The following is a 20,066-nucleotide window of genomic DNA, read 5'->3' as shown; positions in this document are numbered from 1 at the left end:
CGTATCCGGGGACTCAGGACAACGGTAAGACTACCGCGACAGCGGGTGTTCTGCTATTTTCCGGGACTCAAACCATCCACCAACCCGTTTCCTTTCATTCAAATTCACCGACAAGATGGCAAAGCCACACCACAAATTGAAGAAGGCCAACCACGGCCGTCGTCCAGCAAACGCCAAGGCCCGCAAGGCGAAACGCAAGAAGATCAAGACCTGAGATTGCTCGGGACTCTGAAACTCCGAGGCGATTGCTGTGCCAAAAAACGATTTTATTGTTGATCTTTCTCTGCTCCGCGACAGCGAGCTGGTCGCCGATCTCGATGCGATCCGCGCGCTCAACCCACAGCGGCATGAAATGGAGCATCTGTCCGGGATCCTGTACGAGGATGTCGAGACGTTGACCTGCGCCGGGTACAAAGACGTCGGGCACGACGAATTTTGGGTCCGCGGCCACATGCCCGGAATGCCCGTGATGCCGGGCGTCATCCAGCTCGAAGCGGTCGCTCAGCTGTCAAGTTTTTTTGCCCAAAAGCACGATCTGCTCGGTGCGGAAATGGTCGGCTTTGGCGGCGTCGATAGCGCCCGGTTCCGAGACGTCGTCGTCCCCGGCGATCGGCTGATCTTGATGATCCGATTGAGTAAAGCACGGCGTGGGCGAATGATCGTGGCAGATTTCCAAGGCATCGTCGGCGAAAAATTGGTCGTCGATGGAGTGATCCGAGGGATCCCGTTGCCCGTCCAAGCCGTCAAAGATCACTTGGCCAGTCGGGCCGCGCAAAACGTGGGTTGAAATCGGGACGCTGCACTGGTGGTCTAGCGCGGCGTTGGATTCGATCGGGCTGGACAGTCGCCGTCCTCTCCGAGGTCGGCGCTAGGCAAAGCTTCGCTTTCTCGCGCTCGCCGAGTTCGGAGAACACGGCGACACTCATCGGGCTCCCTTACAGCAAGACCGGCGACGGTCATTCGATCGATGACAGAACATCGCCCCGATTCAAGCCCGGCGGCTTCGGAACATTCACCGCCATCCTTCCCCGAATCGGGCCGATTGGCTGGCGTTGATTATGGGACGGTACGGATCGGAATCGCAGTTTGCGACCCGGACCGGATCTTGGCCAGTCCCGTGGAGGTGTACCAGGTTCGCGGTGAGGCCAAAGACGCCGACTATTTCCGCGATCTGGCGCGGCAGGAACGCCTCGCCGGTTTCGTCGTGGGATTGCCGATCCATTGTGACGGCGGCGAAAGTCAGAAAAGCAAGGAGTGCCGTGAATTCGCGCGTTGGTTAAACGACCAAACCGGATTGCCGGTGCGACTGTTCGACGAACGGTTCAGCACGGCCGCGGCCAAAGAACGGCTTTCCGGGGGGCGAATGAGTCGCCAAAAGAAAAAGAAACAGCTCGATGCCGTCGCCGCGTTGGTGTTACTGGAGTCGTTTCTAGAAGCCTGTCGTTACCACGGCGTTCTGGTCGGACAATCGATCGACCAACAACCGCTCGGCGGCGACACGCTGGAATAGCGAGGTCGGGGTCGCAAGGGCGGAACCACACACCGAACCCGACCCGTCGGGAGGGGTTCGGAGGTTCTTTCCAAGCATCCAATCAAGCCGCCTCGGCGAAGATCGTTTCGATCAGATTCTCAAATCGGCGGTCGGCTTCCTCACGCCGCGCGGCACGCTCAGAAAGCGACCACGTCGCACGAATGTCGCGCACTCGACGCATGATTTCGGCGTCTGACAAGTTGATTTCTTGGCTCGTCGTCTCATTTTGAGCGGTCAATTCTGATTCCAAGACTTCGTTGTGGCAAACAGCAGTCATCATGTTCAATCCCTCGTGAAAAACAGGGCCAACGCTTACACTCGCATCAGCGGTTTTGGTTCCTTGGTTTAGAGAATCAAAACGATTTGATTGCTTTAAACCGATTGTGCCGGATCAACGCGATCTGACGAAAAAGCGTTTATGCATTAATCGTGCCAATCAGTGGATCAGAGCCGGGATTTTGACGGGAAGTTCGCGGAAAAGTTCCCGTTCGCCGTGATTTTCGACTCGAAACCGATTTTGTGTCACTCAAGCAGCGGAAGCGGTGCCGTGCTAAAGGGCGGAAGCGACGAGCGAATTTGCAAAGGATTGAAAATTCTTCCACTGCCGCTCTGGCAGCACCATCACCGCGAACGGGTCGATCTCGGCGGTTCCGGCCAGGATTTCGACCAGTTTTCGCAGGTTCAACGCATCGCAACGGCCCCGCAGTTCCACATATTGGATCTCCATCGCGGCGTCGTAGATCATGCCGACGACCTGGTGATGCTTGCCGGCCCAAGCGAACGATCCGTCGGGCTCGAGCAAGGCCATCGGCAGCGACTGTTGCAGCCGCTCGCCGGCGGCTTCGAAACTGGTGGGGATCGGCGGCATCGGCCCGCCGGAGGAAACGTCGGTGTCTGGTCGGGGACCGTACAGATGGATGTGAAATGAATCAGTGGGCATCACAGTGGGAGCGTGTGGGATGAAGATTTGGGTGGACGCGGATGCGGCGCCGCGAGAGGTGAAGGAGGTCGTTTTTCGCGCGGCCGATCGATTGGGGATCGAAACCGTGTTGGTTGCCAACACGGCCCAGGCGATTCCCAAGTCGGCGGTCACGGTGCGATCGGTGGTCGTCAGCCAGGGGGCCAACGTCGCCGACCAGTACATCGTTGTCCACAGCCAAGCCGGCGATTTGGCGATCACCGCAGATATTCCCTTGGCGGCCCAATTGGTCGACAAGCAGGTCGCGGCGATCGACCCGCGCGGGGATGAGTACAACCCCTCCAATATTGCCTCGCGGCTGTCGATGCGAGATTTTTTGGACCAGCTGCGGGGGACCGGTGCGGCGACCGGCGGAGCGGCACCTTACGGTGCGAAAGACAAGAAAGCCTTCGCCGCCGCGTTTGATCGCCTGCTGACCAAACTGGCGCGGCACCAGGCGTAACAATCAGTGCAGCCGTAGTGGACGACGCGAGGAGTCCCGGCAGTTCGCAGCCCATCACGTTTCGCCGGCCTCTCAGACGCCTTGACCAGCAAAGTCGCCCGGATTCCACATAACGGGACGTGCCGGACCGCGATCTCGGTTGAATGGCCGGCATCCGCGACGCTTTCTGATTGCGTCCGGCTAACTGGCGGGAATGTTTCGGTGTCTCGGAAACCTTCTCATCAAAAGGAGTTTAGACTCCATGAAACAGATAGCCCTTCTCGCCCTTCTCGTGCTCGGCGTTGCCGGTGCCGCGTCGGCTGCACCGTGGGACTTCGGACACTCGATCCTTGTCGGCAATTCCGTGCCGGCACCCGTTTTGGATGCCAGCCAGCCAGCGGTCACGATTGTCCCACCGATCCGCCGGGCGATTTATCACGACGCGGTGGAACCAGCGGAAATGGAGCCGATTAAGAAGCCACCCCGGAGCGACGCCCAGGAGGACGCCAAGCCCGGTGTGATCGATAAATTGAAAGCATTTGACCGAAAAAAGAATGCTTGGTTCAAACGCACCTTTTTAGGGAGGTAAAGAAAGGAGTCCTCTTGGAGTAGCACGGCGGCGAAACCGAATTGTCTTGCCAGCGATACACCTGTCCGGAACCACCTCCGGGCAGGTGTTTTTTTTATCCCGTGTTCTCCCCGACCTGTAGCCCGTCGGGTGAATAGATCGATCGGCCGCCATCGACCGGTAAACAGACGCCGTTGACGAACGTGTTTTCGCACAGGAAGCGGACGGCGTGGGCGACATGCCCGGCGGTCCCGATGCCGCCGGTCAAGGTGCTGGTGCAGAGTTTCAATCGTTGCCTGTCGGGGATTTCATCGGCCAACAGCACCGGGCCGGGTTTGACACAATTGACGCGAATCGCGGCATTGCGTGTGGCGAACTCGACGGCCAACGAGCGGGTCATCACGTCGATCGCACCCTTGCTGGGGAAATAGGCGGCGTGATCCAGGTAGGGACGAACGGTCGCCCAATCGCCCAGGTTGACGATCGATCCGCCGGTGGTTTGATCGGCCATCACCGCCGCGGCGGCTCGGGCACACAGAAAAACCGCGACGCTGTTGATGTCAAAGTAGCGACGCATCTCCGCCGGCGTGACTTGGTCGATCGGCGTCGGCGACCAGATCGCGGCGCTGTTGACCAGGATGTCCAAGCGGCCGAACGCGGCGACCGTTTCGTCGACCAGACGCTGCGGCACGTCATCCTTTTCCAGCGAACCTTGGGTGATGATCGATTCGCACTGGTAATCCTTCGACAACTGCTTCGCCGCCTGTTCCGCCTCTTCAACGCTGGTGTTGGCATGCAAGGCGATGCGACAGCCACCCCGGGCGAGTTCCATCGCGATCTCGCGGCCGACACGCGGGGCACCGCTGCCGGTGACCAACGCGACCGGGGCGTCACAATCGAAGACGGTTTTTAAAAAGCTCATCGCGTTTCTGGTGGTTTCTACAGGTACTTTGCCAAGGGGCCGCCGCGGGCGGCACGGGCGTCGACTTTGGCGACCGTTTCGGGATCTTCGATCACCGGCGGTGCCTGCCAGGGTTTGAAACGGGCGTCGATGACGACGCTGCCGCGGCATCCGAAATGTTTGGCGATCGTATCGGCACCGATGCCGGTCAGATCCGTCGCCGGATTGCTGCGGGTGAACGTGGTCCACAGCCAATTGCTGAGCGACTGAGATACGAATTCGCTGTCGTCGACGAGGGTGATCAGCGGAAAGGCGTTGATGGAGTCTTCGGGACGATAGTGTTCGCAGAAACGCACGATGTCGGACCGACCGGTCGTGCTTTCAAACGCCTGGCACCCGATCGCCAACACGCCCGGCAGCACGACGCGTGGACTGTGGAACCCGTCGGGCAATTGCAGATCACCGGGCAATTCGGTGGGCAGCATCCGTTTGGCCGGACCGACCGCGGCGATGACGACTTTTGACCCCTTATTGAATCCCGTGCCTGTGTAATCCAGGGTGTCGATCGTCGTTTGCGTCTGGAAATGCAGGTCCCGTTTCCAGTCCACTCGCTGCAACACGAATTGGATGAAGTTGTCGATGTCGTGGATGTCCAAGTCGTCGTCGCGGTCGTCGGCGATCATCAAGTACTTGGCCAGCGACAATTGGCCGTTGCCCAGAATCGCGTTGGCCTGGGTCAGCAATTCTTGCGGGGCGGGCTCGTTCAAGTACGGCATGTAGCGTTCACTGCCGATCGCAAGCAACAAGGGGTGAACGCCCGCGGCGTCGACCGCGTGGACCGCTTTGACCCCCGGGATCACGGTGGGGATGATGGGGTCGGTCAATTCATGAATCAACTGGCCGAAGGTCGTGTCTTCCTGCGGTGGTCGCCCGACCACCGTCAACGGCCAGATTGCCCCGGGGCGATGCCAGACATGTTCGACGTTCATGACCGGAAAGGGGTGTTCCAAGCTGTAGTATCCCAAATGGTCACCGAACGGGCCTTCGCGTTTGGTCGCTTCGGGATCGATCGTTCCGACGATGGCAAAGTCGGCGTCGCGGTACACCGGCGCGTGGTTTCCGCGGAGCAACCCGATGCGGCCGCCGGCCAAGGCACCGGCAAACGTCAATTCGGTCAGCCCCTCGGGCAGCGGCATCACGGCGGCCAGGGTCATCGCGGGGCTGCCGCCGACGGTGACGGCCACACGCAGCGGTTTGCCTTGCTTGATCGCTTGACGGTGGTGGACTCCGATCCCTCGGTGAATCTGATAATGCAAGCCGACTTCTTGGTCGGTGTAGTCGTTGCCGGACAGTTGAACGCGGTACATCCCCAGATTGAGCTTCATCAGGTTCGCGGGGTCGGTCGGGTCTTCACTCAACACCTGGGGCAACGTCACGAAGCCGCCGCCGTCGCGGGGCCAGCATTTCAGCTGCGGCAATTCCGCCACCGTGCAGCGATTCGCCGCGACCGGGCCGCTGCGGACGAATTTTGGCAACATACGAGCGGCCGTCAGCGGGACGCCGGCGTAGCGGAACGGTCGTTTGGGGACGGCCGAGGGATCCAGTTTGACTTCGATCAGGCGGCGCACCGATTCCAAAGTGTCGCGGAACAGGTAACGGGCCTGATCCAGCGAGGCGAACAGGTTGGAAACCATCGGAAACCGACAGCCGGTGGGGTGCGTGAACAGGACCGCCGGGCCGCCGTTGGCATACAGGCGGCGCTGAATTTCTGCGATTTCCAGGTTCGGGTCGACCGCGTCGGTTACCTCCAGCAGCCTCCCGCCGGCGCGAAGGTCCTGGACGACGTCTCGGGTGCTGCGGTGTTTCATCATCGTCGATAAACTACAACTATCAAAAAGTGTTTCAGACGTCTTTCAACAATGTCTCAATCAGTGTCATCATCTTATGTCGGAAAGCCCGTCCCAGTCTCAACCGAATTCCATCTTGCCACAACTGCCTTGCCCCCGTTTTGTCGTCACCGAGAACGCGATCGGTGAAACATGCGACGTTTTAATCGTCGGCCTGTGCGACGATGCACCGCTGTCAGCGACGGTTGCCGCAGTCGATCAAGCCACCGGGGGTGTGATCAGCCGCTTGAAGGACCAGGGAAAACTGTCATCGGAGTCGGGGGAATCGATGTTGATCCCCGGACCCGGCGGCGACGGTCCGATGTTGGTGCTGTTGATGGGGTTGGGCGAGAAATCCAAACTGGATCGTGAAGCCGCGTTCACGTCGACCAGCACCGCGGTTCGGTCGCTGGTTTCCAAACCACACGAAACCTGGGTGATCGCGTTGCCGGAGTGGTTCGACGCTGCCGATCATGATGCGATTGTTGCCGGAGCGTTGTACGGACTGGAGGGGCAATCGATTTATCGCACCAAACCGTCGACCTATGTGCCACAGACGATCGCGATCACGGGGGCGTCCAAGACGGCGATCGACCGCGGCGTCGTGATCGGCGACAGCGTCAATTTGGCGCGGCGGTTGGTCAACGAGCCCGCTTCAGTCATCTATCCGGCTTCGTTCGCCGAGCGTGCCGAAGCCTTGGCCACCGAAGTCGGTCTGGGGTGCGAGGTCTGGGACGAAACGCGATTGGCAGAAGAGAATTGTCGCGCGATCCTGGCGGTGGGCGGCGGCAGTGACAAACCGCCCCGCCTGGTGATCCTGCGTCACAACGGCGGAGCGGAGGGCGAACCGCCGATCGCGATCGTCGGCAAGGGCGTCACCTTTGACAGCGGTGGGTTGTCGATCAAGCCCAGTGACGGGATGGTCGACATGAAATGCGACATGGGTGGTGCCGCGACCGTGATCGGGACCATGCACGCCCTGGCAAAGCTGGGCGTCAAGAAAAACGTCATCGGACTGTGTGGGTTGGCCGAGAACATGGTCAGCGGTTCCAGTTACAAACTCGGCGATGTGATCGTCACCCGCAGCGGCAAGACGATCGAGATTCTGAACACCGACGCCGAAGGTCGCGTGGTGTTGTCTGACACCTTGGACGTGGCCATCCAACAGCAACCGACGGCGATGGTCGATCTGGCGACGCTGACCGGAGCCTGCATGGTGGCCCTCGGCAACGAGGTCGCCGGGTTGATGACCAATAATCAATCGGCGTGCGATGCGGTCGAAGGCGCGGCCCATGCCGAGGGCGAACCGGTTTGGCAATTGCCGATGTTCGAACTGTATGACGAAAAGGTCAAAAGCAAGGTCGCGGACATCAAGAACATCGGTGAAGGCCGTTGGGGCGGCGCGATCACCGCGGCCAAGTTCTTGGAAAACTTCGTCGGCGATGTGCCTTGGGTTCACATCGACATCGCCGGACCGGCGTTCGCCGACAGCCCCAAACCGCATCGCGACGCCGGCGCGACCGGCGTGATGGTGCGAACCCTTGTCCGCTGGGTCGAGAACCAGGCCGAGGCGTAGGGGGCGTTGGTAGGCCGATTTCTGGAGTTGCCCAAGTAGCGGAAGCCGCCAAGGCTTTCGGCGATGCGCCCGGATTCGTGCGAGCGGTGGGGGACGAAACTCTTGGCGAGGTCCGCTACCGCCAACCAACGCCCTAGGATTTGGCCCCCGGCCAGAACATCTTCCACTTGCTTTCGTTCGACTTGCTGCCCTCGGCGAGTTCGGCCGCGAGTTCCTGGCCGCTGAGTTTGGATGCCAGGTCACGGAGCGCTTGGGTGATGGCGGCTTTGGGGGCCTGGTTGATCAGCGGCACACCGTTATTTCGGACTTCGACCATCGTGCGATAGTCGTTGGGCAACAGCGCATAGATATCGCGTCCGAGGGTTTCCTTGGCCTTCTTCAGGCTGATCTGTCCGGATTCCAAGCCGGCGCGATTGACCACGATTTCGACCTTGCTTTGCAGCCCCTCGACCTCTTCGAAGCTCATCATCAAACGCACGACGTTACGCAGGCAGGGAAGATCCAGCTGGGTGATCAGTAGCACCTTCGAGGCGGCTTCGATCGCGGCCATGTCCACCGCGCTGTAGGTCTTGGATAGATCGATCACCAGGTGCGTGAACGAGGCTTTCAACAGCCCGATGACCTTGCGCATGCTCTCGTCGGTGATCCCCACGGTGTCATGCAGTTCGACCGGGCGGGGCAACAGGTACAGCCCGCTGGTGTGCTTGGTCAGCGACTGTTTCAGCAATTGGATGTCCAATCGCGAAACATTTTGGACGACATCGGCGAGCGTGTAGTCGGGGATCGCATCGAGAAAGACGTCGGCATCGCCCAGGGCCAGGTCGAGGTCCAGCAGGGCGACGCTGTTGCGGTTGTCGGCCGCGAAGATACAGCCCAGATTGACTGCGGCGCTCGTTGTTCCGACGCCGCCGGTAGCCCCGGCGATGGCGACGACTTCACATCCCCGTGCGCCGCCTTCGCTGCTTCCGAACTTGTGTTGGCTGACGCGATTGAGTGCCGCGCCGAGATCTTCGTGGGACATCGGCAGCGTGAGAAACTCGCGCGCCCCGGCACGAATCGTTTGCAGGATCAAATGACCGTCGGTGCTTTCACTGGCCGCCAGAATCACCGTGTCCGGCGCGTCGCTGGCGAGTCGTTCGACCAACCGAATCGCTTTGTCGTTGTCGTTGTCCAGCGCGATGACGCCGACGTCCGGAGCGGTTTGCTCGATTACGTCGGGGAAGAACTCGTAGCGTGAACAATCCGCTTCCAGCCACACGGTGTCCATGCCCAGAAGCATGGACTTGAGTGAATCACGCGTGTCATCATTGGGGTCGACCAATGCGATTCGTAGCACGTTTGTCATTGCAGATCTATCCGGTCGCTCATTTCAACTTCATTCTTCTCCCCCAATCCGGCGGCCACGTGGCCGCCGATCCGCGCTGTCGTCGGCGGGGTGACCGACAACCGATTGCCCCCAGGCCATAGGCCGCCAGGACCTACGCCGTCAGACTTAGTTGTCCTCGGGCGAGCTGATGACGACGCCTTCGCCGACGACGGTCGGCTCGCTGCCGGGGAGGATCGCTCCCGGCGGCAGGGCGGAACCCTTGTCCAGGGTCGCACCGGGTGGCAATCCCATGCCCGGGGACAGCAGGCTGCCGTGGGCCATCATCGCTCCGTTTTGCATCACGTTGCTGTGGATCATCGACGCGTTTCCGGAAGCCGCCGGCCCGCTGTTCATCGAACAGCCGTCGCCGCCCAACAGGTTCGGCACTTCGATGTGACCGTTCATGTACAGGTCGTGGTCGATCGGCGAGGTGCTGTTCAGACCTGGACCGCCGCGAGGCACTTGGTGCGGTTCCATCGCGTCGACCAATTCGGGCGTGACGGTGATCAGCAGTTCGATGTCGTTGCGTTGTTCGCGGACACGGCGGAAGAACGTGCCGATGACCGGCAGTTCGCTCAGCACCGGCGTGCCGCGAGTCGTCGCCTCGGTACGGCTTTGCAGCAAACCGGCGATCGCAAAGGTCTGGCCGGCTTGGAGTTCCACCGCGGTTTCCACGTAGCGTTGGCTGAACGCGGTCACATTGGCACCGGCGACGACCAGCGAACGCGACTCGTCGGGTTCGGAAACTTCCGGACGCACTTCCAATCGGATCCGTCCGGGGCCGACGACGAAGGGCAGGAAGTCGACCGAGGTTCCGTAATCTTCATAAGAAACCGTCACCTGTCCCCCGTTGCCCGAAGGCAGGATGTAGGGGATGCGACCACCGACGGTGAATCGTGCCGGTCGCCCGTGCGTGGCGATCACGGTCGGCTCGGCCAGGTACTTCACCAGGTCTTGTTGACGGAGTGCGGAGATGAACGCGGTGAACTCTTCACCCTGAAAGATGTTCGTCGGACTGTTGCCGACGACGCCGGATGGATAACTGGTGAAGGCCCGAGTGTCACCCACCCAGTCCCAGTCGACGCCCAGTTCGCGGAGCTTGGTTCGCGAAACTTCCATGATGCGGGTATGCAGCAAGACTTGTTGGACACCGACGACGCGAATGTTGTTGACCACCGTCGGGTAGTATTGCTCGACGATCGCGATCGCACGATCGACATCGTCCACGCTGGTGACGTAACCCGAGACGATCGCCGAGGCGTTGACCGGCATCACCTTGAGTGTCGCCAGCGGCAGCTGCGAGGACAGAATGCCTTCGATCTCGCGGGCGTCGGCGATCACCGTGATGTCGACGGTGTACTGCTTGTCCTCGGTGTCCCACAGGTTGATCTGTGTGGTGCCGGGAGTCTTGGCAAACACCTGCAATTGGTTTTGCGAGATCGGCGTGGCCCCCAGCACTTCTTCGTTGTGCACTTGGAACCGCGGGATCTTCGCCTCCAGCGTCAAGATGCTGCTGGATTTGACCAGCATTTGCATCCGTTCAACCGAACGGGTGATCGTGTGGTTGGCGGCGCCGGCCGTCGCGGCAGACGTCAGCTGAGTGTCGTCGACCCCTTGTGCGCCGGCGTGAGTCGCAAGACACGCCACCGAGAGAAGGGCGATCAATTTGAGCGCGGATGGGCGAACCGCATTTCGGAACATTTGCATCGCAGGTGCATCCTTGCCGAACCATCGTCTCGGATCCTCCGAAACACGGTGTCGATGACTATGCGTCATCGGCATCCATCAGTTCGTTGCGAGTAACGTCGGGTAAAAAAAGGGACGGGTCACGCTCGCCGCTAGGCGGCGAGTTCTTGATTTGCTCGGGTCTCTCTATCGAGGGATCACTCTTCAGATCCTTCTCCGCCGTCGGGCTGAAAGAAGGGGCTGTCGGCTCCTCGGAGATAGTCATCGGAAGTCGGATTGTTTGGCTCGACGGTGGTTTCAACCGAATCGTCGCTGCTGGCCGGGTCAAGCGATCCGGTGTCGCCGACGACACGCGGAAGCGGTTCCCCTTCGACCCATTCGTAAACAATCATTCGTCCGTTGATGATTTTTGTGGTGCGGAACGTGGCTTTCTTCGGTCCGGCTTCGGTCTGCTCCTCCTCGGCGGGCTTTTCCGCTTCGGCAAGCTTTCGCAGCCGCTCTTGTTCGTCGCGACGCTCCTGCAGGTCTCGCAGGAAGTTGCGGGCCGCTTCGCTGGGCTCTCCTTCGGGAATGGTTTCGTCATCGGCCGTCGGACTTCCCAGCGACAACGAAATCTCACCGAGTTTCTTGGCGAAATCAAACGCCTCGACGTCCGCCTTGCGGATCAGCAATTGGATGTCGCGGGCCGATCGTGTGCGCGGTTGGTCGGGATCAAACTTGGTGATCCCGTCGATGCCATAGACCTTGATTCCGGTCAAGACGTCCAATGCCATGTCACGAGCGAACATCTCGCCCTTGGTGAAGAAGCCACGAATGTCTACTCGGTCGCCGGGGCTGACCAAGTTGACCGTTCCGTCGCGGCCGGCCGGTAACGAGACGACGGTGTACCCTCGCGGTACCACCTTGTCTTCGACTTCATTCATCAATTTCAGGTCCAGCATCGGTTCCCCGGCGTACAGCGGAACCTTGGCAAAGCGACCCTCGAACTGGCCCAGATCCGCCGACGCTCCCTGTGGGATCCGGTCGGTCGGCCACTGTTCCAGCCGCAGTTTCTCGGCCGTGATCTGTTCTTCGGGATTGATCGAGACGGTGGTGACCAAGATCTCGGTCATGTCCACCGTGGCAGTGCCATTTTGTGCCTGCATCCACTGTCCGACACCCACGGCCGCGACGGTGCCGCAGATACCGGCCAGTAGCAAGAAAAGTGATTTGTTTCGCATAGCGTTTGCTGGTCCGAGACCAGTGTGTGACGTGTCGGGTGTGGAGGACTGAGCTGGGAGGAGGCTGTCGACCCACACTCTTCACTCGGTTGCAACCAGCACCTGCCTGCAACCGTGCGATTGGCGGGTGAATGGCTGGTGTAATAGGCTTGCTTTTCCTAAGTGCCAAGGGCGGGCTAATCGGGATAAATTCCCAGGAATAGCCCGCCGCGATGGACCGGAACTGCCTAATGCGGGTGGTGGTTCCGGTGTCCAAAAACAGACATCTGAGCTTGCGTTCAGATAAGCATTCCGGCGTAGGCAAAATAGATAATTGAGCCAATCGCCATCGGTATTCCGTATGGCAACAGATACATGGTCGGTTTTCGCTCGCGAGCGATCTTGGAAAGCTCCGACGGCTTCTTGACCGTCTTCCATTCTCCAAGAATTTGCAGCGCCATCGCGTAGTGTTTGGTCCAGTTGCCGCTCTTCCAGATCATGAACAGGGCCATGATCCCGCCGACGATCGCGGTGGCGGCGAAGGCGTACAGGGTCACCACGGTGCCCAACCAGGCGCCGACACCGGCGAGCAGTTTCACATCACCGCCGCCCATGCCGCCGACATTTCGCAGCACCAGCAATAGCATCATTCCGACGAACGTGCCCAGCAGACTCAAGCCCAGACCGGTGATGCCGCCTTGGACGGTGCAGTGAATCCAACCGCAGGCGATGAAGGGAAAGGTCAGCCAGTTGGGAACCTTCAGGATGGCTCCATCGATGACTGCGGCGACGATCAAGACGACCGTGACAAACCAGACGGCCCAGTTTTCTGTCAGACCCTGGATGATGGCTTCCATGGTGTAGTTCCCCGTGACGATACTTTAGAAAGGTGTTTTGGTGGTCGAAGTTTGGGGAGCGGCGGATTCGTGACCGAAGCCGGCGCGCCCTCAAAGCGAGGCAGGAGGTTTGAGCGTGCCGACCGGCGGCAGGCGGCGGGTGGATCGCGTGAGGAATTCTCAGCGCGGCCCCAACATCCAACTGAACATGGCAAACAGCAGCGTGATGAAACAGCAGGAAAGCTGCCACACGTGTTCGGCTGCATCAGCGGGAAGGAGTGGATAGTTCATGATGGGTTCCCTGGTCGCCCAGGACAGGTACACAAACCGGGACAGGTACACAAACCGGGACAGGTACACAAACCGGGACAGGTACACAAACCGGACAGGTACACAAAAAAGAGACTCGACGTGACCGGCGCCAATGCGACGAAGCCCGGCACCGGCCATGCGTCGAGAGTCTCTCGGGTGGTCATCGGCGACGCTTCAAAGGAAGCCGTTCGCCGATGAACCGAATCAGTTAGCAGCGATGGCGGCACCAACTTCTTCGAACTTCTTGTTCGACTCGGTACCGATCGTGCCGACGGCAGCCAGGCAGACGACGACGATCAAGGCCAACATCACAGCGTATTCAACTGCGGTCGGGCCATCTTCTTCCTTCAAGAACTCAACGATGCTATTAGCGAACTTTTTCATTATCCAAACTCCTCGGTTGGAAGCCCTGTTGTGTTGACTTCCGACGATGACTTACTGGTCCGATTCAACGTGAATAGGATCCCGGAAAAGAAGCAGCCACGTCTCCAAAAGACTTGCCTCGGCAATCGGGACCGTGACTCAGTCACGGTCTCGACCGTTCCCTTGGCAGCTCGGCTATCCTTGAAACAAAGCAAGTCGCTTTGCCCACGGACCCGTAGCTTTGCGCCCCGCCCTTACGGTGCGGTTTGCCTTTCTCTGGGGAGCCAGGCCGTCCGGGGATTCTGGCGACCGTCGCGTGGTCGAATCCTCGGCAGCAGATCATCGTGACCTGCTCTCAACGGAAACCTATGCCAGGAATCGGGTGAGTCAAAAAACTCCAGTTAGACAAAGCGTTCTGGGGCGGTTGCGGGTGATGTTGGTCGGGATGTAACAGCTGCACCGAGCATGGCCCCCTGCGGCGGGATGGACTGGGGCCGAACTGCAAGCCGGTAACCCTGTTCTCGCTGCGCTCGACCCCGTGAACGCTTCGTTAAGACGAGAAGCCACCACACACGTGAAGACACCCTCCCTTCCAAGGTTGTGCGGCTTTTACTTCGGAGATGCAAAGCGTTTGCGCGTTCCGCTCCCCTTGGCAGGACGTTTCCATTGAGGTGGTGCGTTCGGGCAGGAGGTCTGGAGGAACCGAATGAGCCCACCGAGAGCAGCGCGAACCCACGGATGTGATGCGGCCTGGGATCCGTGGGCAATCGACCTCCCTGTGGTTCAGGGCGGCCCTAGATCTTTGCAAAAACCCCTTAGAATCAAAGGCTTAGAATCCCCGCGGCCTCTTCCAAGGAGTGGTAATCCTTCACCGGATGCCTGTCGGGGCGAGCGCAAAAAAACGTCCCGGCGCCGAGGAATCGACGCCGGGACGTGTTCGGGCTGTGCCACAAAAGCGAGATCGCTTCGGGCAAATATCGTCCGCTTAGTTAGCGGCGATCGCGGCTCCCACTTCTTCGAACTTCTTGTTCGATTCGGTACCGATCGTGCCGACGGCGGCCAAGCAAACGACGACGATCAAGGCCAACATCACAGCGTACTCGACTGCGGTCGGGCCATCTTCTTCCTTCAAGAACTCAACGATGCTGTTAGCGAACTTTTTCATTTTTCAATCTCATATGTGAGGAGCCTTCGAAATCGAAGACATCCGCTGTTGACTTAAGTGGGCCATTCCAACGTGAAAAGGAACCCGGAAAAGAAGCAACGTCGGCACCAAAAAAGTGGAGCCAACCGCCGTCCGAAAAGGTCCGATCAACCACCGCTTTGACAACGATCGATCGAGTTTTCGGAAACGCGTCGTCACGGACACGTTCTCTACCTGGACCGTATGTCAGAAAGCTCCAGAAGCAAAAAAGTGATGTCTTGAAAACTTGTCTCGTTCCCGGTCGGGTGCGTTTGTCCCAGTTCTGACGGTCGGCGCGAGGCAACGCCTCTGTGATGTTCGGTTTCCCGGCTCCGGGGCAGCGGATTCGGGTTCTGAGTTGAAATGCGCCGTAGTCTCAGACGATGCAAATGCAATTCATGACGTCAACAGAGATGATCTCACCCGGTAGGTTTAACGATGCAATTCAACCCTCGATTCACGATCACATTTCTCGCCCTCGTCCTGCTCTCCTGCTCCGGTTGCACCTACCTGGACTCATTGACCGCCAAGAAAGACGACAAGATCACCAAGGCCGAAATCAAACGGATGATCAAGGACAGCGAGAAAGATCTTCCGCATCGCTTGGATGAGAACTTCACGCTGACCAAGATCACCATGGATTACGGCGGAACGCTCAACGGTTGGTACACCGTCAGCGATGAACTGACCGCAAAACTTCGACGCGTGGGCAACGTCAAAATCGAACAGGCGATGCGCGAGAATATCGAAAAGCTTGACCTGGATGACTGCGACGTTCCCGAACAGATCATTCAAATTCTGGAGCAAGACGAATTTGCGATCCAATACATCCTTGAGGACAAGTACGGATTGCCGATCGCATCGGTCGTCGTCAGCAAAGAAACGATGGACGGTGAAGAACGAGTCGGCCGCACGCAACAGAACCCCTTTGCCGTCCGCAACGTCTCCAAGAAAGGCGGCAAGTAGGCGATTCCATTCGGATTGCGAACGCAGACGACTCCTCGCGTCGTCCAGGACTGCCGGCGCGAAGGGTGCATCGCATGCTTGGCGCCATTCGTGCCTGAACCCTTTTCCGCGGCACTAGCGGAATTTTTCGCTCAGCGGGATCTCGTCGCGCAGCAGCTTTCCGCCTTGCCCGACCAGCTTCAGATAGTAGTCGCTCGGCAGGCCTTCATAGGTTAAGAAGCGGACGTCCTCTCCGACCGGTGGGTCGTTGGTGCACTTGAAGATTGCCGTGCCTTCGTCGACCTCGTCAAACATGGCGACGTAGACCATTTGGCATCCGGCACGTTTGGCCGCGACGAATTGTGACCACAAGAACTGACCTTTCAATCGTGGAATGGAATCCAGTGGATCGCCGGTCAGGTTGTGCCAGCTGAATCCCGGAAAGACAACCGGCAGGAAATCGATTCGCCTCTCATCGCACCACTGCCGGTCGCGGTCCCAAACGTCTGCGGCGTGGCGCGTCGCCTGGGCCGGTGTGCGGTAGCGGCCGACGCTCCAGGGGCTGAGGATGTCCGCCGTCTCCAGGATCCGGTGCAGCAGCGGATCGTCGACGGCATCGCGTGTGCCGTCACGCCAGTACGATGGGACGCCGAGCATCACGGTGCAGCCTTCGGATTTCAGCCATTGCACAAGCTCCAGGCATTCGGTCAACGAATACTTGCGATCGTCGCTGAAACCGATCCCCCAAATCGCGACGACCGGGCGGTCTTCATGATGCAGATACGCCGGGTCTCTGGTGATTTCCATTTCCGTTTGCATCCGGACCCAGTCATCGCGGACGCGTGAAACCTGTCCCGCGCGGAGACCGGACAAGTCATACATCACCGCGAAGGCTCGGCCGGCGAGGTTCGCTCCCTCGCGGGCGTGGGACAACACATTGTTTTTGTGCCGCAGCGAGACGGGGTTGGACAAGCCGTTGGCGAATCGCTGCACGAAAACGCCGTCGATTCCGTACTGCTGCATCCATCGGAAGTGCCGCACCACCGTGTCGCGGTTGGTGCTGCTGAACACCTCGGCCGTCCGACCGTCGGCATGTTTGAACCCGGTGGCGAAACGTTCATGTTCCGCGGACTCGGTCAGATCGGGCCACAGGTCGACGGTCACGTTTCCCGGTTCGAACGGGCGGTCGCGTCGTTTCGCCCAGTGGGTCCAGCCCAGATTCGCGCCGTCGGCCTCACAGTTGAACCAGCCCTGGTAGCCACACATGACTTTGCCGGTCAACGTCGTTCGATCGACGACCTGCTGTGCGGATTCCTGCTGTGCAGACGCTTCCTGTGCAGGCGCTTCCTGTGCAGGCGCTTCCTGTGCAGGCGCTTCCTGTGCAGGCGCTTCCTGTGCAGGCGCTTCCTGTGCAGGCGCCATGCGGACAAGGGTGACGCTCAACGCAATGAAAAAAAGAGTTCGCATCCGATTTCTAGTTTCGGTGTTTCAATGTGGGATCGGCTTCTGGCTTGTCCGATGCCGACGATAAACTGGGGTCCATGATAGCCATCGCGACTGGGCGCGGCTAAAGTGATGCTCCCGCCTGGTCGTCGAATTCCACCGGTTTGACGAATTCAGCCTGTTGATGGCGCCTGTTCCTCCTTGATTCATTCACGCGTTTGGGATCTCACCATGATGATTTTGGGTCGTTTGATGTGTAGCGTTGTTGCCGTGTCACTTTGTTTGACCGGATCGGTCGTTTCGGCCGACGACGGCAAGTGGGTGTCCTTGTTCGACGGTAAAACACTCGACGGCTGGGAAAAGGTCGGCAACGAGAAAAGTGTTTGGAAAGTCGAGGACGGTGCGATCGCCGGTTCGGGACCGCCTTCGATGCTGGTCAACACGACCGGTCCCTACAAGAATTTTCGCTACCGCGCGGAAATCAAAATCAACGACGGCGGCAACTCCGGCCTCTATTTTCGCACCACACGCAAACCGGGATTCACCGACGGCTACGAAGCCCAAATCGACAGCACGCACACCGACCCGATTCGCACCGGGTCGATCTATGGGATGTGTCACGTCTACCAACAACACGTCAAACCGGGAACCTGGTTCACCTATGACCTGGAGGTTCGCGACGATGTCTGGCGGGGACGCGAGATGACGCGGATCAAGGTCACCGTCGATGGCAATGAGTTGTACGAGTACCTGGATTTCGACCTGACGTTTAAATCCGGGCACTTCGCGTTCCAACAACATGATCCGGGCAGCAAGGTTCACATCCGCAAAGTCGAAGTGATGGAATTGCCGTAGGCAGATCGCCAGAGGCCCCTGATGCTTAGGGGATTGCCATGCGAAATGGGGTCACGTACCAAAAACGCGAAGCTCGCAACGGGCCATTTCGTGTTGAGTACCTGCCCCGTTTCGCAAACGCTCCCAGCTCCCAGCTCCCAGCTCCCAGCTCCCAGCTCCCAGCTCCCAGCTCCCAGCTTTCCCATGCGACCGCTTGTTCAGATTTCACTCGACTTGACCAACATCGACGAAGCCCTCGAAACAGCCGAGATCGCGATGCGTGCCGGCGTCGACTGGTTGGAGGCCGGGACGCCGTTGATCTTGGCCGAAGGGCTGCACGGTGTGCGGGCGCTGCGGTCGGCTTTTCCCGAGACGCCGATCGTGGCGGACCTGAAGACGATGGACGGCGGCTACCTGGAAGCCGAAATGATGGCCAAGGCGGGGGCCACTCACGTTGTTGTGATGGCTCGCGCCCACGAAGAAACCATCCGCTGCGTCGTCAAAGCGGGCGCGGACTTCGGTTGCAAGGTGATGGGGGACAACATGGTCTCGGCGGACATGGTCGCCGGTGCGAAGTGGCTGGAGGACCTGGGCTGTGATTTCGTGATCCACCACATCGGTTACGACGAGCGGCGTGGGATCGCCGCGCGTGGGTTGCGGATGCCGAGTCCGCTGGATCAGCTGCGCGAGGTCGTCAATGCGGTTAAAGTCCCGGTGCAGGCGGTCGGCGGACTTTCCTTGGAACAAGCGATCGAGTGTCCCAAGTATGGCGCGCCGCTGGTCGTGTTGGGGGCCCCGTTGACGATCGACGCCGACGCCTTCAAAACCGCCGATGGCGATCTGGAAGGATCGCTCAAATTGATCTGCGACGCGGTCCACGCACAATCGGTGAACTAGCTCAGATGCCTGACCCGGCCAACCGTAGCTACCTTCGCCAGAAGGTGGATCCCTGTGGTCCGGACACTCCGGCGTCATCGCTTTCCCGCTCCCTCAAAAGACCCCAAGATGAAATCAGCCGCCGTCGTCAATTTTGCCCCCGAACCGGAATCGGTCGAACTCAGGGAGATCGACCGGCCGTCGATCGGACCGGAGGATGTGTTGTTGGAAGTCGCCAACGTCGGCGTCTGCGGCAGCGATCTGCACCAATGGACTGCGAATCATTCCTGGCCGGTCAATTATCCCGTCGTCTTGGGCCATGAATTCGGCGGCCACATCGCCGAACTCGGGTCTGCGGTCCAAGGTTGGAAAGAAGGCGATCGGGTCGTCAGCGAAACGGCCGCGATCATCGACCAACAAAACCCGATGACACGCCGCGGGCTTTACAATTTGGATCCGTCACGCAAAGGGTTCGGATACGGTGTCGACGGGGCGATGACGAAGTATGTTCGCGTTCCGGCTCGCATCCTGCACTCCGTTCCCGATGCGTTGCCGTTTGAACACGCCTGTCTGACCGAACCGTGTTGCGTGGCCTACAACGCGGTGGTTCGCAACGCGCGGATCGAGCCGGGCGACCGCGTGGTCGTGCTGGGGCCGGGCACGATCGGCATCCTGTGTGCCGCGATGGCTCGTCTGTGTGGTGCCGAAGTCGCCTTGGTCGGTTTGGAATCGGATCGACGACGGCTGGAGATCGCTCAGAAGCATTATGGGTGTGAAGGCATCGTCGGCGACGCGAGCGAGTGGGCCCGCCGCCGCGACGGATTGGGATGTGACGGCGTCATCGATGCGGCCGGGGCCAGCGCGACGTTAAAGATCGCGATCGATGTCGTTCGACCGGCCGGCTGGATCAGCAAGGTCGGCTGGGGGCCGCAACCGCTCGGATTTAATCTGGACCCCCTGGTGCAAAAGAACGTCACGCTGCAAGGCAGTTTCAGCCACAACTGGCCGATCTGGGAACGTGTACTCGCTCTGTTAACGAGCGGTCAATTGAACGTCCAGCCGATCATCGGTGGCGTCTGGCCGATCGATCAATGGCACGAGGCGTTCGAAAAAATGCACCAGGGCGAAGTCGTCAAATCTGTTTTGCAACCCAGTTGAGGT

The 20,066-nt window shown here is 59.7% G+C and carries 21 protein-coding genes and 1 riboswitch; of the genes, 10 read left to right on the top strand and 11 right to left on the bottom strand.

The genetic code is table 11. The features are described from left to right. The first annotated feature begins 115 nt into the window (after positions 1 to 115). The 3 genes from H1B37_RS34765 (at position 116) to ruvX (ending at position 1,510) form a co-directional block, all read left to right on the top strand. Positions 116 to 214 (top strand): 50S ribosomal protein bL37, encoded by a 99-nt coding sequence (locus H1B37_RS34765; RefSeq protein ID WP_390623451.1) that lies wholly within the window; start codon positions 116 to 118, stop codon positions 212 to 214. Positions 215 to 250: 36 nt separating this feature from the next. Then, positions 251 to 787, top strand: coding sequence for a 3-hydroxyacyl-ACP dehydratase FabZ family protein (locus H1B37_RS05670; protein WP_182865648.1), 537 nt, complete (start codon positions 251 to 253; stop codon positions 785 to 787). A 180-nt stretch (positions 788 to 967) separates the two neighbouring features. After that, the gene (ruvX, locus tag H1B37_RS05665) at positions 968 to 1,510 is read left to right on the top strand and encodes a Holliday junction resolvase RuvX (protein WP_182865647.1); all 543 of its coding nucleotides are present in this window, start codon (positions 968 to 970) and stop codon (positions 1,508 to 1,510) included. Positions 1,511 to 1,592: 82 nt separating this feature from the next. Here ruvX and H1B37_RS05660 read toward each other — a convergent pair whose 3' ends face one another. Together H1B37_RS05660 and H1B37_RS05655 are read right to left on the bottom strand one after the other, a co-directional pair. Then, positions 1,593 to 1,811: a hypothetical protein gene (locus tag H1B37_RS05660; RefSeq protein WP_286177428.1), complete on the bottom strand. Its 219-nt coding sequence runs from the start codon at positions 1,809 to 1,811 to the stop codon at positions 1,593 to 1,595. Between the two features lie 270 nt (positions 1,812 to 2,081). Then, a complete protein-coding gene (locus H1B37_RS05655; protein ID WP_182865646.1) occupies positions 2,082 to 2,471 on the bottom strand; it encodes a hypothetical protein in 390 nt (129 codons plus the stop codon). Positions 2,472 to 2,490: 19 nt separating this feature from the next. Here H1B37_RS05655 and H1B37_RS05650 point away from each other — a divergent pair, with 19 nt between their 5' ends. After that, positions 2,491 to 2,952 carry a YaiI/YqxD family protein gene (locus H1B37_RS05650; RefSeq protein ID WP_182865645.1) on the top strand — a complete coding sequence of 154 codons (462 nt, stop codon included), beginning with the start codon at positions 2,491 to 2,493 and terminating at the stop codon, positions 2,950 to 2,952. A 241-nt stretch (positions 2,953 to 3,193) separates the two neighbouring features. After that, a complete protein-coding gene (locus H1B37_RS05645) occupies positions 3,194 to 3,520 on the top strand; it encodes a hypothetical protein (protein WP_182865644.1) in 327 nt (108 codons plus the stop codon). A 94-nt stretch (positions 3,521 to 3,614) separates the two neighbouring features. On the opposite strand, the gene H1B37_RS05640 is transcribed toward H1B37_RS05645, so the two are convergent. Together H1B37_RS05640 and H1B37_RS05635 are read right to left on the bottom strand one after the other, a co-directional pair. Beyond that, positions 3,615 to 4,421 carry an SDR family oxidoreductase gene (locus H1B37_RS05640; protein ID WP_182865643.1) on the bottom strand — a complete coding sequence of 269 codons (807 nt, stop codon included), beginning with the start codon at positions 4,419 to 4,421 and terminating at the stop codon, positions 3,615 to 3,617. A gap of 17 nt (positions 4,422 to 4,438) precedes the next feature. Next, positions 4,439 to 6,268, bottom strand: a complete 1,830-nt coding sequence (locus H1B37_RS05635) for a UbiD family decarboxylase (protein WP_182865693.1) — start codon at positions 6,266 to 6,268, stop codon at positions 4,439 to 4,441. A 115-nt stretch (positions 6,269 to 6,383) separates the two neighbouring features. Here H1B37_RS05635 and H1B37_RS05630 point away from each other — a divergent pair, with 115 nt between their 5' ends. Then, a complete protein-coding gene (locus H1B37_RS05630; protein WP_286177427.1) occupies positions 6,384 to 7,862 on the top strand; it encodes a leucyl aminopeptidase in 1,479 nt (492 codons plus the stop codon). Positions 7,863 to 7,995: 133 nt separating this feature from the next. Here H1B37_RS05630 and H1B37_RS05625 read toward each other — a convergent pair whose 3' ends face one another. From H1B37_RS05625 to H1B37_RS05600, 6 genes are all read right to left on the bottom strand, one after another. After that, positions 7,996 to 9,207, bottom strand: coding sequence for a pilus assembly protein CpaE (locus tag H1B37_RS05625; protein ID WP_182865641.1), 1,212 nt, complete (start codon positions 9,205 to 9,207; stop codon positions 7,996 to 7,998). A gap of 147 nt (positions 9,208 to 9,354) precedes the next feature. Then, positions 9,355 to 10,935 (bottom strand): type II and III secretion system protein family protein, encoded by a 1,581-nt coding sequence (locus H1B37_RS05620; protein ID WP_286177426.1) that lies wholly within the window; start codon positions 10,933 to 10,935, stop codon positions 9,355 to 9,357. A gap of 176 nt (positions 10,936 to 11,111) precedes the next feature. Continuing rightward, the gene (gene cpaB / locus H1B37_RS05615) at positions 11,112 to 12,134 is read right to left on the bottom strand and encodes a Flp pilus assembly protein CpaB (RefSeq protein ID WP_182865640.1); all 1,023 of its coding nucleotides are present in this window, start codon (positions 12,132 to 12,134) and stop codon (positions 11,112 to 11,114) included. 278 nt (positions 12,135 to 12,412) lie between these two features. Continuing rightward, complete coding sequence (locus H1B37_RS05610) at positions 12,413 to 12,970, bottom strand: A24 family peptidase (protein ID WP_182865639.1); 558 nt, start codon at positions 12,968 to 12,970, stop codon at positions 12,413 to 12,415. Positions 12,971 to 13,465: 495 nt separating this feature from the next. Further along, a complete protein-coding gene (locus H1B37_RS05605) occupies positions 13,466 to 13,645 on the bottom strand; it encodes a Flp family type IVb pilin (RefSeq protein ID WP_095736646.1) in 180 nt (59 codons plus the stop codon). Between the two features lie 161 nt (positions 13,646 to 13,806). Then, positions 13,807 to 13,905, bottom strand: a riboswitch (cyclic di-GMP riboswitch). Between the two features lie 704 nt (positions 13,906 to 14,609). Further along, positions 14,610 to 14,789, bottom strand: a complete 180-nt coding sequence (locus tag H1B37_RS05600; protein WP_095736646.1) for a Flp family type IVb pilin — start codon at positions 14,787 to 14,789, stop codon at positions 14,610 to 14,612. Positions 14,790 to 15,245: 456 nt separating this feature from the next. On the opposite strand from H1B37_RS05600, the gene H1B37_RS05595 reads away from it, so the two are divergent. After that, entirely contained in the window at positions 15,246 to 15,773 is a 528-nt protein-coding gene (locus H1B37_RS05595; RefSeq protein ID WP_182865638.1) for a hypothetical protein, read from the top strand. 114 nt (positions 15,774 to 15,887) lie between these two features. On the opposite strand, the gene H1B37_RS05590 is transcribed toward H1B37_RS05595, so the two are convergent. Then, positions 15,888 to 17,219 (bottom strand): xylosidase/arabinosidase, encoded by a 1,332-nt coding sequence (locus tag H1B37_RS05590; protein ID WP_182865637.1) that lies wholly within the window; start codon positions 17,217 to 17,219, stop codon positions 15,888 to 15,890. Positions 17,220 to 17,426: 207 nt separating this feature from the next. Here H1B37_RS05590 and H1B37_RS05585 point away from each other — a divergent pair, with 207 nt between their 5' ends. The 3 genes from H1B37_RS05585 (at position 17,427) to H1B37_RS05575 (ending at position 20,063) form a co-directional block, all read left to right on the top strand. Beyond that, complete coding sequence (locus tag H1B37_RS05585) at positions 17,427 to 18,050, top strand: 3-keto-disaccharide hydrolase (protein ID WP_182865636.1); 624 nt, start codon at positions 17,427 to 17,429, stop codon at positions 18,048 to 18,050. A 183-nt stretch (positions 18,051 to 18,233) separates the two neighbouring features. Further along, the gene (locus H1B37_RS05580) at positions 18,234 to 18,926 is read left to right on the top strand and encodes an orotidine 5'-phosphate decarboxylase / HUMPS family protein (protein ID WP_182865635.1); all 693 of its coding nucleotides are present in this window, start codon (positions 18,234 to 18,236) and stop codon (positions 18,924 to 18,926) included. 108 nt (positions 18,927 to 19,034) lie between these two features. Next, entirely contained in the window at positions 19,035 to 20,063 is a 1,029-nt protein-coding gene (locus H1B37_RS05575; RefSeq protein WP_182865634.1) for a zinc-binding dehydrogenase, read from the top strand. The last annotated feature ends 3 nt before the right edge of the window (positions 20,064 to 20,066 follow it).

Source organism: Stieleria mannarensis, from assembly GCF_014154935.1.
Classification (GTDB): domain Bacteria; phylum Planctomycetota; class Planctomycetia; order Pirellulales; family Pirellulaceae; genus Stieleria; species Stieleria mannarensis.
Note: the sequence above shows the minus strand (reverse complement) of the source record. Positions and strands in the feature narration are given on the sequence as shown.

What these genes read in the sequence shown, in the direction of transcription:
- H1B37_RS34765 (WP_390623451.1), top strand. Translation starts at nt 116, where the DNA reads ATGGCAAAGCCACACCACAAATTGAAGAAGGCCAACCACGGCCGTCGT.
- ruvX (WP_182865647.1), top strand. Translation starts at nt 968, where the DNA reads ATGACAGAACATCGCCCCGATTCAAGCCCGGCGGCTTCGGAACATTCA.
- H1B37_RS05660 (WP_286177428.1), bottom strand. Translation starts at nt 1,811, where the DNA reads ATGATGACTGCTGTTTGCCACAACGAAGTCTTGGAATCAGAATTGACC.
- H1B37_RS05655 (WP_182865646.1), bottom strand. Translation starts at nt 2,471, where the DNA reads ATGCCCACTGATTCATTTCACATCCATCTGTACGGTCCCCGACCAGAC.
- H1B37_RS05650 (WP_182865645.1), top strand. Translation starts at nt 2,491, where the DNA reads ATGAAGATTTGGGTGGACGCGGATGCGGCGCCGCGAGAGGTGAAGGAG.
- H1B37_RS05645 (WP_182865644.1), top strand. Translation starts at nt 3,194, where the DNA reads ATGAAACAGATAGCCCTTCTCGCCCTTCTCGTGCTCGGCGTTGCCGGT.
- H1B37_RS05640 (WP_182865643.1), bottom strand. Translation starts at nt 4,421, where the DNA reads ATGAGCTTTTTAAAAACCGTCTTCGATTGTGACGCCCCGGTCGCGTTG.
- H1B37_RS05635 (WP_182865693.1), bottom strand. Translation starts at nt 6,268, where the DNA reads ATGAAACACCGCAGCACCCGAGACGTCGTCCAGGACCTTCGCGCCGGC.
- H1B37_RS05625 (WP_182865641.1), bottom strand. Translation starts at nt 9,207, where the DNA reads ATGACAAACGTGCTACGAATCGCATTGGTCGACCCCAATGATGACACG.
- H1B37_RS05620 (WP_286177426.1), bottom strand. Translation starts at nt 10,935, where the DNA reads ATGCAAATGTTCCGAAATGCGGTTCGCCCATCCGCGCTCAAATTGATC.
- cpaB (WP_182865640.1), bottom strand. Translation starts at nt 12,134, where the DNA reads ATGCGAAACAAATCACTTTTCTTGCTACTGGCCGGTATCTGCGGCACC.
- H1B37_RS05610 (WP_182865639.1), bottom strand. Translation starts at nt 12,970, where the DNA reads ATGGAAGCCATCATCCAGGGTCTGACAGAAAACTGGGCCGTCTGGTTT.
- H1B37_RS05605 (WP_095736646.1), bottom strand. Translation starts at nt 13,645, where the DNA reads ATGAAAAAGTTCGCTAATAGCATCGTTGAGTTCTTGAAGGAAGAAGAT.
- H1B37_RS05600 (WP_095736646.1), bottom strand. Translation starts at nt 14,789, where the DNA reads ATGAAAAAGTTCGCTAACAGCATCGTTGAGTTCTTGAAGGAAGAAGAT.
- H1B37_RS05595 (WP_182865638.1), top strand. Translation starts at nt 15,246, where the DNA reads ATGCAATTCAACCCTCGATTCACGATCACATTTCTCGCCCTCGTCCTG.
- H1B37_RS05590 (WP_182865637.1), bottom strand. Translation starts at nt 17,219, where the DNA reads ATGCGAACTCTTTTTTTCATTGCGTTGAGCGTCACCCTTGTCCGCATG.
- H1B37_RS05585 (WP_182865636.1), top strand. Translation starts at nt 17,427, where the DNA reads ATGATGATTTTGGGTCGTTTGATGTGTAGCGTTGTTGCCGTGTCACTT.
- H1B37_RS05580 (WP_182865635.1), top strand. Translation starts at nt 18,234, where the DNA reads ATGCGACCGCTTGTTCAGATTTCACTCGACTTGACCAACATCGACGAA.
- H1B37_RS05575 (WP_182865634.1), top strand. Translation starts at nt 19,035, where the DNA reads ATGAAATCAGCCGCCGTCGTCAATTTTGCCCCCGAACCGGAATCGGTC.